Source organism: Methylacidiphilum caldifontis, from assembly GCF_017310505.1.
Taxonomy (GTDB): Bacteria; Verrucomicrobiota; Verrucomicrobiia; order Methylacidiphilales; family Methylacidiphilaceae; genus Methylacidiphilum; species Methylacidiphilum caldifontis.
The window spans coordinates 665435-681159 of sequence record NZ_CP065957.1; the positions used below are offsets into that span (position 1 = coordinate 665435).

Annotated in this window: 10 protein-coding genes; 5 read left to right on the plus strand and 5 right to left on the minus strand. The window is 39.8% G+C overall.

What is annotated here, in order from left to right; genetic code table 11:
- Positions 1 to 484 precede the first annotated feature (484 nt).
- Together IT6_RS03100 and IT6_RS03105 are read left to right on the plus strand one after the other, a co-directional pair.
- Positions 485 to 952: a hypothetical protein gene (locus IT6_RS03100; protein WP_206827732.1), complete on the plus strand. Its 468-nt coding sequence runs from the start codon at positions 485 to 487 to the stop codon at positions 950 to 952.
- Between the two features lie 405 nt (positions 953 to 1357).
- Positions 1358 to 2299, plus strand: a complete 942-nt coding sequence (locus IT6_RS03105; protein WP_206827734.1) for an outer membrane protein — start codon at positions 1358 to 1360, stop codon at positions 2297 to 2299.
- Between the two features lie 748 nt (positions 2300 to 3047).
- Here IT6_RS03105 and IT6_RS03110 read toward each other — a convergent pair.
- Positions 3048 to 3236: a hypothetical protein gene (locus IT6_RS03110; RefSeq protein WP_206827736.1), complete on the minus strand. Its 189-nt coding sequence runs from the start codon at positions 3234 to 3236 to the stop codon at positions 3048 to 3050.
- Positions 3237 to 3559: 323 nt separating this feature from the next.
- Here IT6_RS03110 and IT6_RS03115 point away from each other — a divergent pair, with 323 nt between their 5' ends.
- Positions 3560 to 4087 (plus strand): hypothetical protein, encoded by a 528-nt coding sequence (locus IT6_RS03115; RefSeq protein ID WP_242524310.1) that lies wholly within the window; start codon positions 3560 to 3562, stop codon positions 4085 to 4087.
- 33 nt (positions 4088 to 4120) lie between these two features.
- Here the strand turns inward: IT6_RS03115 and crn3 are convergent, their stop codons facing one another.
- The 4 genes from crn3 to cmr6 all read right to left on the minus strand — a co-directional run bounded on the left by crn3 (position 4121) and on the right by cmr6 (position 11979).
- Positions 4121 to 5041 (minus strand): CRISPR-associated ring nuclease Crn3/Csx3, encoded by a 921-nt coding sequence (crn3, locus tag IT6_RS03120; protein WP_206827738.1) that lies wholly within the window; start codon positions 5039 to 5041, stop codon positions 4121 to 4123.
- 320 nt (positions 5042 to 5361) lie between these two features.
- Positions 5362 to 9759, minus strand: coding sequence for an AAA domain-containing protein (locus tag IT6_RS03125; RefSeq protein WP_206827740.1), 4398 nt, complete (start codon positions 9757 to 9759; stop codon positions 5362 to 5364).
- Positions 9749 to 10621 carry an RAMP superfamily CRISPR-associated protein gene (locus IT6_RS03130; protein WP_206827742.1) on the minus strand — a complete coding sequence of 291 codons (873 nt, stop codon included), beginning with the start codon at positions 10619 to 10621 and terminating at the stop codon, positions 9749 to 9751. The genes IT6_RS03125 and IT6_RS03130 overlap by 11 nt, the downstream gene beginning before the upstream one ends.
- Positions 10622 to 10626: 5 nt before the next feature.
- Positions 10627 to 11979 (minus strand): type III-B CRISPR module RAMP protein Cmr6, encoded by a 1353-nt coding sequence (gene cmr6 / locus IT6_RS03135; RefSeq protein WP_206827744.1) that lies wholly within the window; start codon positions 11977 to 11979, stop codon positions 10627 to 10629.
- A gap of 777 nt (positions 11980 to 12756) precedes the next feature.
- On the opposite strand from cmr6, the gene IT6_RS03140 reads away from it, so the two are divergent.
- A complete protein-coding gene (locus IT6_RS03140; RefSeq protein WP_206827746.1) occupies positions 12757 to 13248 on the plus strand; it encodes a hypothetical protein in 492 nt (163 codons plus the stop codon).
- A gap of 549 nt (positions 13249 to 13797) precedes the next feature.
- Positions 13798 to 15417, plus strand: coding sequence for an IS1634 family transposase (locus IT6_RS03145; protein WP_206827748.1), 1620 nt, complete (start codon positions 13798 to 13800; stop codon positions 15415 to 15417).
- Positions 15418 to 15725 lie beyond the last annotated feature (308 nt).

Genomic DNA, 15725 nt, shown 5'->3' on the forward strand with positions numbered 1-15725 from the left:
AAATAAAGTAGTCATACATGTCATCAAATTGTCAATAAGATGGATATAATTTTATCTACCAGATATAATTGCTATCTGAATACGGTTTGCTAAACCGTGGGTCGTGGGTTCGAATCCCACAGCCGGCTCTTCAAAAGGATTTAGGCTAGAACATAGATCAACAGGGAGATGGAAGGATGATTCATTTTAGAGCCAAAACAAGGTTCTCTTTATCTACAGTCTTGCCTAAATTATTTCAACCAACAGTGTTTCTTTATTAAAAAAATTCCATCCTTTCACATAACATTAAAATAGGGATAGAACATAGCTGTTGTCATTTTAAACGGAGAAAAGCGGTAGGAGTTAACCAATTCAGCCGACAATTGCTTTCTGGATACCTTCAGAAATGGAAATCCATGAGACATGGGGCAAAACCTATAAATCTTCATTTTAGAAAAACACATCCTATAAATAAACTTTCAATAAACAACCTTAAAAAAAGCCAATGAACCAATTAGTGTTATTTCATTCAATCATGGGAATCTTTATTGTAGTGCAAAGTTCTTTTGCCCAGATCTATCCTTTTCCTGAATATCCTAAATCACCAAACTCAAAAGAGCAATCTTCTCAACCTTTATATGGAACCCCTTTTGTAGAATCAACATGGCTAAGTTGGGAAGTAAAAGGAATTCATTTTCAAGAAGGAATGGATCAAGCCAGAGTAATTAAGATAATGGGTGAAGATTATGAACGATACGATGTAATGGATATCCATTACCGAAGAGGCCGAATAATGTCAGGATATATTGGGGTATATTTGAAAAATAAATTAGAATCTGCTCATGTTTTAAAATGGACTTACCAAGATTCTTCTCATTATGTATACGAAGCCTATTTTCTCTTCTTAGATAAAAATAAAAGTCTTGTTAAAATATTTTTAAGGAAAAAACCCTTAACTATTATAGCCCAATAAAAAAGTTTCTATGAGGCAATCCTTATTTTTAAAGCCAACTCAATTCTTGTCCAATGCATAATAAACACATACTTCACTATAAAATCATTACAATAGAGATCCATTAGATTAAGCTCCCCAAGGAAAAAAAGATTGTAGGATTATTGTAAAAGTGTTGTCATAGTATTCAAATAAATATCTTCCTTTTTCGTCTAAGCGAAAATATAGAGTCATAAAATCCTATTTATCCTGATAAGAGTATTTGCTGAGCTCAGGCTTATTTTCTGACTCCCACCTTTTGCCCAGCTTCTTTTTGCAAAAAGGCAAAATCAGGTTTTTTTCTGAAGCATTTTTATAATTTTAAAAAAATTAAAAATAATAAAAATACTCTTTACACATTGAATTTTTTTTTTAATCTCCGAGATAATGGAAAATACTGCATTATATCGGCTTATAGAAGGAGCATGCAACAAGCTTTCTACTCTATTCATTTTCATGAGTATTTTGACATTTTCAAATCTTTCTTTTGCCAACAGACTAACTGAAACCTCCTCTTCCCAAAAAGAAGATATGGATGATATAAAAGCGCTTGCCAAGGAGGTTACCCCAAAGAAAGCCTTGTCTTTAGGAAGGGGTTTGTACATAGACTTAGCGGCCGGGGGAGGAGTCGTATCAAACAACTCCATCGTCCAGAGTGGTACCGCTTTCCTTCCTGCAAGCCGTGGTGGACCCCTTGGAGTTTTGGCTGTAGGCAGTCCAAATAACCACACTACGTCCTTGGGTGGGCTTGGCTTTGGGTATGAGTGGGATGGCTGGAGGCTTGGCGGCCCTGAATCCCTATGGGCGATTCTTCCCGCAGTTGAATTTAACGGTTATTATCTAGGGACCTTTCAAAGTGGGTTTTTACGGAACACAATCTCCTTAAATCGGATCCCTGAACATCTTTTTAACGACCGTTTTCCTACGGACATTGGCGCGCTCTTAGTCAATGGGGTCTTTTCTCTTCATACACCCTATCACATTTATCCCTATGTTGGTGGCGGCGTTGGTGCTGCCATTATTTCCGTTTCAGGTGCGGATTCCGAGCAGGACACACCACCTGAACCTGGAATTAACCATTTTAACTCCCATACAAGCGCATCCGACTGGAACTTAGCTGTTAACGCAAAGGCTGGCCTACGTTTTGATATTACAAAACGCCTTTGGGCTTTTCTTGAGTACCGTTTTCTTTTTATTGATAGCACCAATTACACATTTGGTTCTACGGTCTACCCCACGCATGTCCCCACAACTCCCTGGAACGTACATTTTGGTGAAATGTTTTTCCAATTGGGTGTAGCAGGAATTGGATATTCCTTTGGGAACTAAAGGCGACTACTCAGCATTTATTCTTTTGTTATTCCAAAGTAATTACTGAAAATTCATCATTAAATACATAAAATCGACATATATTCGGTCTTTTAAATCGTAGCCTTTTTTCGTCAATCTTTTAAAGTCAACATGTGTGATAAAATATATAGTTCTAGATAGACTATCGATTAAATCCAGAATCGTCTTTAAAATGCCAATTCCAATATCATTCTCTGAACCGAAAGCATACAAAATAATAGAAAAATTGGCATAAGCTTAGGATTGTTCCAGGCTATTGTGTAAGCTATCAGCTAGACTTAGCCCTCTTGCTATTGCTCCCTAAAGGTCCCTCGTAAATTAATCGAAATTCCATTGCTAACTTTAGGATACACAACAAGTTATTCAACCTTATTCAAATACAAAATCTCAACTATTAACTGAATTTCCGAAAATCTAAAATATAAGATAGTAAAGGAGAATAACATAACATTATATTCTGCCCACATAACCCACTTGAATGAAGTTTTGTTAGGATGATAAAATTTTATTATATGCTTCGAAAGTATTTCTATAAATTGATCCCAGGTGCTGTCATCGGAAAATTCATCCTCTTCTCCATCTATCAATCCTTTTCTGGAATGCATGCGGCATTTCCTCGGTTCAAAAAGCCTTTAAATTATTTTCAGAAAAATTGGGGGCTAACTGAACTTCCAAAACTCTGAGATATAAGATATTGCAGCAGAACGACATAACATTTTTATTCTGCCTACAGGTCCCACTTTGGTGGATGAGCGAACAGCGAGAGCAGATCGAGTTTTTGAAACAAAGCATTGGGCTCTGTAGGGATCCAGGATAAGAATCCGATCATAGTCTTTCCCTTGGTAGAGAGTTGGACTAAGTGGATTGATTGCAAGCAACGGAGCCCTTTAGAGTGCAGTATAATATCTATATCCATCCTTTCAGTAGTTAAGAAGGTTGCAAGCATTTCTCCAGTTTTGAACAACTATTCACTCATTGCTTAAATCACATGCATGAAGATAGAATTTTCTGACTTTAAAATAGAAAGAACTTTAAAATAGAAAGAAATTATAATGATGAATAGGATTTTCCTGCAAATTAAAAGAAAAAAATAGGGGCTTCCAAAACCAAATTGTTGATTTCCTTTTTTAAGGTAATCTGCTATTCTTCTATAACTCTCTATTTCTATTATTTTTAAGCATCCCAATCCAATTGATATTAATTACTTACCATAATAGCCACTGGAACATTAGACTTCCAATGAAGCAAAAAACCTTTTATAAACAAACTTACAATATTTTAAACAATCCAATGTGCCTACAAACTTTTGATTTATTTCCAACAATAATCTTTGGATTCTTCATTTTCATTCAGATTTCTTTTGCCCAGATCTATCCTTTTCCTCAATACCCTAAATCAATAAACTCAAAAGAACAATCTTCTCGATCTTTATATGGGACTCCCTTTGTGGAATCAACATGGCAAAATTGGGAAGTAAAAGGGATACGTTTTAAAGAAGGAATGAATCAAGCCACAGTAATTAAAATAATGGGAGAAGATTATGAGCGTTACGATGTGATAAATATCCATTACAGAAGAGGTCGAATAATGTCTGGCTATATTGGTGTAAATTTAGAAAATAATTTAGAACCTGCTCATGTTTTAAAATGGACTTATAGAGATCATTCTCATTATGTTTACGAAGCTTATTTCCTTTTCTTAGACAAGAACAATAATCTTGTTAAAATTTTTTTAAGGGAAAAACCATTAGACATTATAGCTCAATAAGATTTCTGCTAGGTTAAGCACACACCATTGTTATTACTCCAAAAATAGTTGCAACAGTTCTGAAGGAATCTCAGGAGGCTCTGCATGACGCTCAAGCTTTCCAATAAGGAAACTTGGGGGATCTGTGGTAAGCTTCTTGCTCACATATTGTTGTGTGGATTGTATCCAAGCTAACAGTTGTAAATTACAGCAAAGCGCAGCCCCTTCCCATTGTTTCATTTCTAGCACATCTCCTTTCCTTGTAACTATAATGCAGGATGTGCAGGCATTTAGGATCCTTTGGTTGTATCGATCGATTTTTCCCCCACAGTCCACTAAAAGAACTCTCTTACTTTCTTGAAGTTTTTCAATGTCTTCAACAACTTTGCCAACAAACTCTTCGTTCCATGACCCCTTATACCGTAGTATCTTTACAAGTTGTGGATCTCCTTCAACAAACCAGTCTCCCTCGCCATCAGGACATGCTCGCAGTACAAACACTTCACGTTGTCCCTCTTCACCAAGAGCATTTCTTAGCCTCTTGACTAGTGAGTAAACCAACACCGACTTTCCACTATGAGGAGGGCCTATGATTGCTACAGCTCGGTGATGAAAGCTAGAGCTTGTATGTTGAGAACGTTTTTCTGTCGACAGTTGCTTGGATAGATAGCGGCTATCCACTTGGCAAATAGTTCCTACTGGCGGTGCATCTACTCGATGAGCTTCAATAACAATAGCGCCATGACGAGGATCATAAACAGCAATCCACGGGCTTGGATGACAAAGATGGGTCAAGTAAGTGTAGAGCCAAATTGGTGCCCTGCCACAAATAACAATGCCTCGACTCATGGAAAGCTCCGGAGGCAGTTGAACCGAAGGAAGTTCTTTTGGGTCTATTATTCCATTCCCTAAAAGGAGAATGTCCAAAATCTGAAAATCGTCCGCTGGAATAACACTTAGCGAAAGATTTTTCATTAAAATTATCTCTTTTTCTTTCCTTTCTACACTTTTTGGGAAGAGAGTAGACCTCTTTTCTTAGCACTGTCAAGCAAATGAATGTCCAAAGACGTCCTAAAGACAAACTTATAAACGATAACTTTCTAGTAGAAACAATAAATTGGTTTTGACAGAGCAGGCTATCTTTTTATCATTTCGGTGCAGCCTTAAAGAAATCCAACAACTCGTTTCACGAACAAATGCTTAAAGAAAGCAGAAAGGTGTAGCACATCACAACCAAATACAATGTAAAAATTACATTCTCAAACAAAACCCCTTAATAAAGTGTCTTTTTAACACTAACGGCTAGGTAGGATACCTTTTTCTTTCAATCGATCCCACAAGGGGTCCAGCGCTTTCTCTCCTTCCCATTCAAAACGCGAGAGGGGAAGCCTCCAAAACTCCCAACCGTAGCGTTCTAATGTTGCTTGCCGCTCCCAGTCTCTAGCTTGCTGTTCGAGCTCAGTATGGTGTGGACCATCGCATTCAACAGCAAGTCGAGCATGATGTCCAATAACAACAATATCAATCCGGTATCCGCCAGGGCCAAAGGGAGCTTCTTGTAATCGCAAATTATATCCCTTTCCCCAAATAAGCTTAGCCACTTTCCGCTCAAACTCGCTTTCACAAATAGACCAATCTGGCACGCCTCCTTCAGGCACTGGTACCCTAGGATCTTCTAAGAAATGTTTCAAAAGAAAAGATCTCATACAATTAGGAGATAAATCCTCTAAAGAAACAGAATAAAAAAGCCAAAGCTGATCACGTGCTCGGCTAGCCGCTACATTGAAACGTCTTCTGTCCGAAGGCTTGGTTAAAGCTCCAATGCGCTCTTTAGGTGGGGCAGCAACTATAGAAAGAAAGATGACATCTCGTTCATCACCTTGGAAAGTGTAGGGATCGCCGCAAACGATTCTATGCCTATTCATACGCTCTACTGGGATCCTACTATCCAAAAGTAGCTTGTTAATAAGCTCTGCTTGTTTTTCACCTTGCAAGCTAATTATTCCCATAGTACGGTTTTCATAGCGTGAGTCTTCTAGACATTTCATGACTGTTTCGACAACCTTTTGGGCCTCAGGAGGATTGACAATCTGGCTACCTTTTTCATCTCGATAACCATTCTCAACATAGACAGCTTTTAGTGGTTCCAAGCGATCCAAGCCGTATGTCCTGAGGGGATACAATGGGTAATTTGTGTAGGAAATCTTATTAGAAAACGCAATGATTTCTGGCATGCACCGAAAATGTTCCCGAAGTCTAATCCGTTGCGAAAACATAGTTTCCGCAATGTCAAATAGGCTAGAGTCACCCTCAAATAAGGATGCAAAAGGATGGTCCTTTAGATATTGATTAATAAGAGATCTTACTTGTTTTTTGTCGATACCGACAGCCTCGGGTGAAATTTGCTCATCATCACCAACGATCACAGCCTTCTTTGCAATAAAACAAAGAAGAAGGGAGTCTAATTCACTTTGGCTTGCCTCATCAATAATGATTACGTCAAAAAACTCAGGCTTTACATGAAGAGTTTGAAGCAAACGATTAAAAGGAAGCACCCAGGCAGGGACCACATTACGACATTTTCCTAAGTATTGGCTAGCTTCTTTTTGATAAAAAGAGACGTATTTTCCAGTCCCCTTGCCGATTTTCCGTAGCGTTTTTTTCCAAGCTGTAAGATTTCCATTACCCTCTTCGGGCATGACCTTCCTAAGAAAAAACCTTGCTCTTGAAGCTGCCAAATCCTCAATAAGCTTTTTCTCTTTTATTTCTAGCTCTTTTTTTCTTTTTTGATATTCTTCTACAGGAAGTTTTTCTTTTAAAAGTTTTTCTATATAGGTTCGAGCAATCGCCCATTTCCAAGCCTTAGGTAGACTTTCCAACCGCTTTGGCCATTCAGGATCAGCTATCGTAGACAACAGTTTTTCCATAGTGTTAGGAAGAACCTGTTTCCATTTCCCTATAACTTGGCTTGCAAACTCAAGCTTTACTCGATCGTTTTCCATTTCTCTAAGCTTCTCATAAAGCAACCAATAGCGTTGAATGTCTTTTTCCTTTAGTGTCTCCCACAGATCATTCGTTATAGGATGTGCGGAAGCACGGTCGATACGTGCAAGAATTCTCTTAATTTGTTCTAATTTGTTATGGATATTTTGTAACTCCTTAGCAATCCATGCAGCAGAAAGGAGATCGGAAGCTTTCCTAAGCTCAGGAAGACTTTTTATCGAGATTGGTGAGTCTAGCTGGGAAGCAAGCCAATTTTCCAATTGCCTCACTTCTAGCTCAGCACAAAGAAGCTCACGCAATAGTTGTTGATTTCTTGTAAAAATAGCCATTCTCTCTGGTAAAGAAAAAGAAGAAATCTTACCTAAGTGAGTTTCCCAAAGAGAGCTAAGTTCTTCAAAACACATTTGGCACCGCAGCCAAACAAGAAGATTAGAGAGAGTCTTTCGATCTCGACAAGGATGACCATTGACTTTTACAAAGGCCCACAACGCACGGGTTTGTCGAACAACCTTTGGCTGAAAAATCAAAAAACCCCACCCGCCGCCAGATTCTAAGTGGGAGAGAAGTGTTTGAGCTTGTTTTAACGCCAAGGGTAATGGTTGAGTAAGACCATCAACAATTATTTCCCTGGCTTCTTTAGCCTGCTCAATCTCTGCTATCAATCCAGCTGAACGTCCTTCCAGCTCTTGCCAACTGCTCCGGTATCCTAAAAGAATTTCTTCCAGTGCTTTTTTGAGCCAATCGGATCTCGATCCTTTTAAGGAAAACTCTTGAAAAAGAGCTTTTGCTGCATCAGATCTTTCTTTAAGGATTTCTTTGTCAATTGTGAGAAGAGAATTGTACTCAATTTCTCTTAAACCCAACTGATTAATCTCTTGTTGCAATAGATTTTCTTTTCTCCAAAGTTCTTCGAGGTCTTGAGGAAGAGGAAGCTCTTTTATAGATGGGTAAAGAAGTTTCAATTCTTCTTTTCGGTCTGAGGAAATTTCATGAAGGGTCCAGTATGCATGTACAAGCTCTTCTACAATAGTTGGATATTGGTAGTCAGGGTTCACAGGATCGCATATCCAGCCCAACTCCTTTTCTTCTTGCCTCAACCGCAAAACTAACTCTCCAGGTGTTCCTTGATAATAAGTGCCAGGAATGTGAATTGATGTACTCTCCGTTGCTCTATATGTTCGAAGCGCATCATTACACATGCGTAACTGCTCGCGAGTTTCCTTCAAATATTTTGACAACAGCTCAATGTTCCGTTGAAGCACCTCAGTTGTTACTCGCGATTGCATATCTAATATTCCGTTTACAGATTTCTCCATTCTATCCATATCTTCTTTGCGATCTCCCAAGGCAGTTACGCAAAGAGGTTTAAGTGAGTCAGGCAATTTATCGTATAAAACCTTTAAAGCTCGAGAGGTTTGACTTGTTACCAAAACTTTTTTCCCATGAGCCAAAAGATGACAGATAAGATTGGCTATAGTGTGGGATTTTCCAGTACCCGGAGGACCTTGAACCACTACTGCGGGTTGTTTCTCAAGCTTAAGGACAATATCCCGTTGCTCCTCGTTAGAAAGGAGAGGGAAAAAAATATCATCCCAAGTTTCTCTTAGCCTCTTGTCTTCTGTAGGTAAAGTTTGCTCATCAATAGATGATGACAACCCACAAAGATAACTGAAAAGCAAAGGAGGTTTTTCTAGTCTTTCTATTTCTTGGATGGCTTCATCCACGCGTTGAGAAAAAATCTCAGTAATACGATTTCGAAACAAAATAATTGGCTCCCAGTAGACCTGGGGGTAGCTAGAAAAATCTGATTGCTCTCTTGGTAGTCTATCTGGACAAAATTTGCCATGTGGATCTAGCACATGAATGAATCGCTTAAGAAGTTCTACTATTTTTTCCTTTTCCAATGGACTGGCTAGCTTCTTAGCTTCTTCTTCAAGCTCTCTTAGATTGTTTGGCTTTTCGTCAGGATCTAAAAAAGTTGTTTGAACCTCTGCTCCTATACGATCAGGATCTGAGAAAAGCTGGATCTCTCCTGTATCTTCCTTATACTCAATACCTAATGGAAAGCCAAGAATCGGATGGCGAATTTTTTGCCGATCTTTTGGAGCCCACACCAAAAGACCGATACAATATAAAAGTTCGTATTTTTCTTCCTCTTGCTTAATTTGTTGATAGATTTTGAAAAGTTTTCGGTATTCTCGCGAGACGTCTTGATATTTTTTGTATTTGTCAAGCCAAGCTTTCCAATCTTGCTCAACAAAGCGATTATAGGACTCTAAAAGGGATGGATTTGGTTCCAGGATTTTGCCGTTAATCTTTATTTGCTCCTTAAGCTTAGGTTTTTGCACATCATCTAGATCTTCATTCAATTCCTTATTTTCTATCCAATCTATCCAATCCCGAAGATTTTTAGGAGGGTCAGGGCGCCGTGGTACTTCAGGACGAAGAAAGGAAAGCAAATGTTCTGTCCTTTCTTCGTTATCCGCTAAAGGCGCATCTAAAAGCAAACCTTGTACTTCCTTAAACCTTCTAAGGTCTTCCAAAAAGAAAACTGAGTCTTGCCCGTAATCCAATAGGTTCCTGGGTAACTTCCGTTTAGAATGTATAATTTTATGGAGCTCTGCAAGGTAGCGAAGAAGCGCAATAGCCTTATTTTTTTGTGAGAATGCATGTGAATTTTTAAAGCTCATGGAAATCCTCCGTAATCTGGGATAAAATCGGACCGGATCTCCATTCCGTAAGAGTATTTTCTCCAAGTACCCGTTCATGGGGAGCTTCAAGAACTAAAAGATGAAACTCTTTTTGAGGAAACGCCACTTGTATAGGTCGTAAAAGAAGAGCGCTACGCTGCCTGGGATTATCAAGTCCAAGGGGAGTGGGACGATGTCTGTTCCTACTTCGAGCCGAATAACATTTTCGTAAATTCTTTAAATAGTCCTCGGCTTTTTTTACTAATCCCCACCAATCTCTTGCTTTTGCATCTTGCGGAAAGTGAAATAAAAAACCTGCGGGACAAAGAAGTTGGTTAATCCTTTCCTGCCACTCTTCTAGTGTTTTTGGAGCTTTCTCCCATTGGAAAGCCCCAGCACATCGAGTAGCTCGATATCCCAAAGAACCAAAACAAAGAAAAGCTTCCTTGGCATTGTTCCATAGAGTAAAAAGTTGGGGATCCCTCTCACAAGGATCCCTTTGCCATATAAACTGAATTTCACAGGAGCTACCAGGGGAAATAGCGCATTCCTTATTCCAACGGTCGGAAGCTTTAATAAAGTACCAAAGGTAACCTCCCTCTTTAGGGCTAAGCTTTTTGTTCCACCATTTTTCATCGGAAGGCTTCTTTATAAAAAAACGCATCAGAAATGCACTTGCTAATGCAGGATTTAAGCTTATGCCTCCAAAGACTTGCTGTTCCTGCTCTCTGCTTCCTCCAAGCACGCGAAACCACCATCGAAGTTCTCCACGTACTGCACTCACTCGAGCCTCAGCTCTACTAGGATCAGCTCCACCACAAAAACATGGAGTTATGAATGTAATCGTATAAGTCTCTTGCATAGCAATTAAGGAAGTTGAAAAGAAAACTTTTTCGCAAGGTTTTGAATTCCAAGATAGCTTCTGTTTGTTGGAGAGTTTTTCACGCTCTCATATAGAGAAGTATTTTCCCTTAAGAGATAATAGAGAAGAGTATACTGATAAATTTCGTCTTTTGTGTATCTCTTGTCCCAGTATTTTTCTTCTACTGAAAACCATTTAATTTTTTGGCGTAACTGATCTTGTTTAAGACCTTTAAGCTCTTCTAGGATTGTTGGATCTGGTTTTAAAGAAGCCAGCAGAGCTTCTTTTTCCCTTTTCTCTTTTCTACTCTTCACAAGGGATTCTGCTTGTTGGATTGACTCCAAATCAAAATAGCCGCATCCCGATGAAGTTTTTGCTCCAACTCCAAAAACTCTAAGCCCTACGGAGAGAAATCTCCTTGCTAAATTGACATACTCTTTGTTATTCTTCCTCCCTATAAGCGGAAAAGAAAAAATAGCACCTGGACCGACTGTAATAAAGAATACCGGGTTAGGACCCTCGTCATCGGTGGCAATCTCTTTAGCTCCTCTGTAATAATCCATATGATGACAAGAAATAACATCAAGTTCTAATCGTATTGGAAGGCTTTTATCTCCATTTGAGAGGGGCATTGGATAAGCCGGCAAAAACTGCACCATTCCAGCAAAATTTGCAATGCCAAGCTCTTCCTCTTCTTCTTGATAGAAAGGCTTTAAATGTAACATAAAATCTTTAGCTAAATCTGAACTTATTTCTTTCCAGGATGCTTTCCCTCCAGATGCATATTCCCAATCACTACCTTCCTCCCAATCCTTTGAGACCCAACCAAATACCAGAAGGCTTTCTCTAATCATTTGCTTTTTATTTAGAAAACCTTCATATAATTCCGGCCAAGGGCTTTCCTTGGGAGCTTCCCTATCTTTCCACATGTTTAGAGCCGCAATCGCCGCACGACGGGCACATCCTTTCACTGCACTACCGGGGATATAAGAAACTCCATATTGGTCCAAGCAAAGATTTGCATTTTCCAGTACACCACCGCTCATGTTTACAACGAGCCGAGATTGTAACCGACCAAAAAGAATATAGTCCTTGAGTTCCGTATCTTTTGGCCAAAGATCTAAGAGAAATTCAAGTTGGTCTTCACACCGAAGTTTTATAGAATCCCGCGTATGCTCAACTTGATCAATAACCTTTTTTAGTAAAGCTTTTCGATCATCTCCTTTAAGACGAGGGTCAGCATATTTCGATAGCAAAAGAGATGGAGAAATAAAACTATCACCTTTCTGTTGAAGCAGGTTTTTTACTTCATTTGGAAGTAAATAAATACATTTTCCTAAAGAGCCCTCTTCTTTCATACAATAGCTCTCTTCCCGCTGGATTCTTTTTCATAATGTTTTTAAAATACGCAAGGATAAAAGTTTCAATAAAGTGACATGTCGCAGAAAATCGAGGACGTCAAAAATTTCTCTCCTTCCTATGTACTCCATCATGAAAGCCACTTTTCCTTATACTATGGATATATTCTTAACGTCAAGATATAAAAACCAAAAATATTCATTATAAGCTTAAGAAAAAATGGCATAATTCTTGGCAATATAAAGCCAAAGAACGTTCAACACAAACTCGAGAAGCTATCAGCTCTGACAGGTATCGGATGGCGGCACAACTGCATGCGGCACAGCTACGCAAGCTACAGGGCACAGTGCAATGACGCGCCACGTGTGTCTTTGGAGCTTGGGCACATGAGTCCGACACTTGTTTTTCGGCATTATCGGGCTTTAGTCAGTGAAGAAGATGGGCAGAGGTATTTTGAGATTTTTCCTGCTTTTGAAAGAAACGTAATGAAGTTTAAAAAGGAAGTAAATCCTTTTAATCTTTTCCGTTGAAATTTATATATAAATTCAGATAGTAGGTAGTAGCTATCTATTCATCGAATCTTTGATTTAATCACGTTCTATTTCTATAGAAAGTGCTTATACAGCCACTTCAGATATCGATTCTCGATCAACTTCAAAAAAGGCATGGTACTTCAATCTAATTAATTCTCAATCGATGTCTAATTTTTTAATAAAAGGTCGCTATTGACATTACCTAGGTCATCCTTAGCTTATTTCTAAGCGCTCAAATGTCTTATGCAAATAGGCGATTTTAAAGGATTCTTTTTATCTATTTTACGTCTATTAAAGTCTAAAATTCCACCTTTCCTGCGCTATTGGGCCGATATTCCCTCATTAACACTGCAACCAGGACCTAAAGAAAAGAACTTATATGGCTTTTTGGGTCAAAATATATGTATTTATAGCTGTGTACGTGCAACAAATGATGGAGGACAGTCCGCGCGTATACAAAGAGCAGTTTTGTACTGTAATAAGAATGGGAAGAATAATCTCTTTGAACATAAATTTCTAATAGTGAGTGATGGTCGCGTAGTAGTAGAAGATATTCCTAAAAATACAACTAGGGATGTAATCAGTATTTTCCACTTACCTTCTGAATATATATCCCATGAAGGGTCATTCCAAGCCAATTTACTTGAACTTATTGATCAATTCGGTGTCCGCTATTCTTTAAAAAAACCAATCTTTTATTATGTCCCCAGAGATTTTTCATATCCTCAATTCTGAAATTCTGATCTTTAATAGGGCTTTAAACAAAAGATGAAAAAATTTTAATTCTATACAGCCTATTTGAAAAGACAAAAAAGAAGGGAAATGGTTTTTTTGATTTTTGAAAAAATATTTGAGTTCTAAGTGATCAAATAAAACTGGTTCGATCAAAGTTATATCATGAGAATCAATAAGATCAAGAGGAGCTTCTGGTTAATTTGAAACAATGTTAAAAGATCATCAGATGATGAGCATGGCTGGCAATGATGAATATCATTATGATCATGGTAAGGAAAAGGTAGAAAACATAAAGTAAAAAGGCAGATCGATTTTATGAAAAAACGCGTTAAGTTCTGTAGGGATCTGGGATAAGAGTTCAATTAAATGCTTTCCATTGGTATAGAGTTGGACTAAGCATGCTTGATGATCGCTAACCGATCTTCCTTATAATTTTGAGCAATATTTAGGCAGACAAAGGACTTAGGGTCAATAAAGTAGGACGTAATATGTGAATAAATATGAATAATATTTGTTGATTATTTTCTTATATTTTGACATACTGTAGGCATGTATTTGCAGGAGGTGCGTACCTACCAGAAAGGCAAGATCTATCGGTCTTATCTCGTCCGGGAGTCCTACCGAGTGGGCAAACAGGTCAAGACGAGGATTTTAGCCAATCTAACTCGGATGCCTGAAGAAGTCCGGGATGCGGTCAGAGCAATCTTGCAGGGGAAGAAGCTTGTCCCCCTGGAGGAGTGGGAAGCCCCGGATGCTTTGGATTATGGAGGCCTGGCAGTCCTCAAGCAAGCTTGGCAACGATTCGGTTTGGATCAAGCTCTTGGCGGAGTCAAATCGGAACGGAAACGGAAACTTTTGAAGGCGATGATCTACGGGCGGATTCTCTTTCCCTCATCCAAGCTTGCCCTGCGGGAGGAAGCCCGGGGGACACTCATAGCCAAGGCTTGTGGGTTGGAGGAGGATGACCTGGAGGAGGGAGATCTCTACCAAGCGATGGATGGACTCGGGTGGCTTTGGAGCGGGATCGAGAGGAAGCTCTACGAGGAATCTCAACCGGCTGGAGCAAGCCTGGTGCTTTATGATCTATCCAGTGTATATTTTGAAGGGGATGGTCCAGCTGGCTTGGCCCAATATGGCTACAGCAGGGATCATCGGCAGGATAGGCTGCAGGTTCTTCTTGCCGTCGCTACGGATAGTCGGGGCATTCCAATTCATGTGGAGGTGCTTCGAGGGAACCGGGCGGATAGTACGACCCTGACGGGGCTTTTGGTTACCCTGCGACGAAGGTTTGGGATCCAGGAAGCGACCTTTGTCTTCGACGGGGGGATGAAGAGCCGGTGGAACCTGGAGATATTGACGGGTCTGGAACTCCAGTATGTGACACGAGCAACTCAAGCAAAGCTGCAGGAGATTATCGGAAGCCTTCCTGAAGATCGCCAGCTTTGGCTTACGGATCGGACTCGGGTCCTGGAGATTGTACACCAGGGAGTTCGCTATGTTATCGCCGGAGGGGAGTGGCGAGCGCAACGGGATAGGGAGCGACGGGAAAGACGGATCGAGCAAGGAGAAGAGCTGCTGCGCCAAATAGCACGATCGATGCGGAAGGGAGTGGATCCGGTCAATCTGGGCAGCCGGGTCGGCCGGGCGCTCCAGAGAATCCAGGCGCATAAATACTTTCGGTATGGGGTTGACGCCAAAGGCCGGTTCTGGTGGAAGCTCGATTTGGAGCGGGTTAAGGAAGAAGAGGCGATCGATGGTTGGTATCTTTTGGAAACTAACCTTCCCTCGGCCAAAGCTTCGGATCAGCAAGTCCTCACGCACTACAAGAGGCTTGCAGAAGTTGAGTCAGCCTTTTGCGAGCTCAAAAGCTACATGGAAATCCGTCCGATCTATCACTGGCGGCCGGACAGAGTCCGTAACCATATAAGGCTCTGCTTCTTGGCCTTCTGGATCAGTGCCCAGCTCGGAACCGAATGGTTAGCGAAGGGTTTTACCGAAGAAGTTCCCAAAGTGCTCCGTCGCTTGCAATCAATCCGCTTGGTCCAACTCTCTAGCAAGGGAAAGCCTGTGATTAGTTTCTTATCCCGGATCCCTACAGAGCTCAACGCATTGCTTCATAAACTCGACCTGCTACCGCTGTTTGCTCATCCGCCCAAGTGGGCTATGTAGGCAGAACAAAAATGTTATATCGTTCTGCTGCAACAATTTATATCTTAGAGTTTCGGAAGTTCAGCTAAGCCTTCATATGTCAAATATTTGAAAATGATCAATGCCTAAGATAATTTGTCTTGCGGCATTTTTCCTACAGATTGATCATCATCAACTTAAGAATTATGGTTTCTCTTTTTCTTGAAAACCTTTTTCTTCAGCAAACCCCAAATCGCATATTACATATAATTCTACATTGTCATGAAGAAATCCAAAGAAACGAAATTAATTTATTCAGAATATATTGTAGAATAACAAAAAGCTCAAAT